This window comes from Vibrio sp. 10N.222.49.C9 (assembly GCF_041474985.1).
GTDB classification, from domain to species: Bacteria; Pseudomonadota; Gammaproteobacteria; order Enterobacterales; family Vibrionaceae; genus Vibrio; species Vibrio crassostreae_C.
In genome coordinates, this window is the sequence record NZ_JBFRVD010001586.1 from 1 (window position 1) to 342 (window position 342).

1 protein-coding gene is annotated in these 342 nt (G+C 46.5%); it reads left to right on the forward strand.

Annotation, left to right across the window (positions count from 1 at the left end; genetic code table 11):
• Nucleotides 1–44: 44 nt before the first annotated feature.
• The coding region (locus AB4585_RS29380) for a substrate binding domain-containing protein (RefSeq protein WP_372172356.1) at nt 45–342 on the forward strand (298 nt) is incomplete at its 3' end.

Below are 342 nucleotides of genomic sequence, written 5' to 3' on the forward strand. Positions count from 1 at the left end.
ATATCAATCTCTCTATGCCCTCAGATACGGGTCGAGGTGTCATTATGCCGCTCATCGATGAGTTTTTGGCTCTGCACCCTAAGGTATCGGTGCACGTGCATCTTTCCGACAGCTACGCCGACCTCTACGAGCAAAATGTCGATGTGGCTCTGCGCATTGGAGAACCTGAAGACTCCAACATGATTGCCATACCCTTGTATAAAGAAAACTATCGAATTTTGTGCGCCTCTCCTAAATACATAGAGTCACATCCTAAAATCACACAGCCAGAAGATCTCAAGCAGCACAACTGCCTATGCTTCGCCCTAAATCAAAAGCTGCACAATCGTTGGCACTTTATTC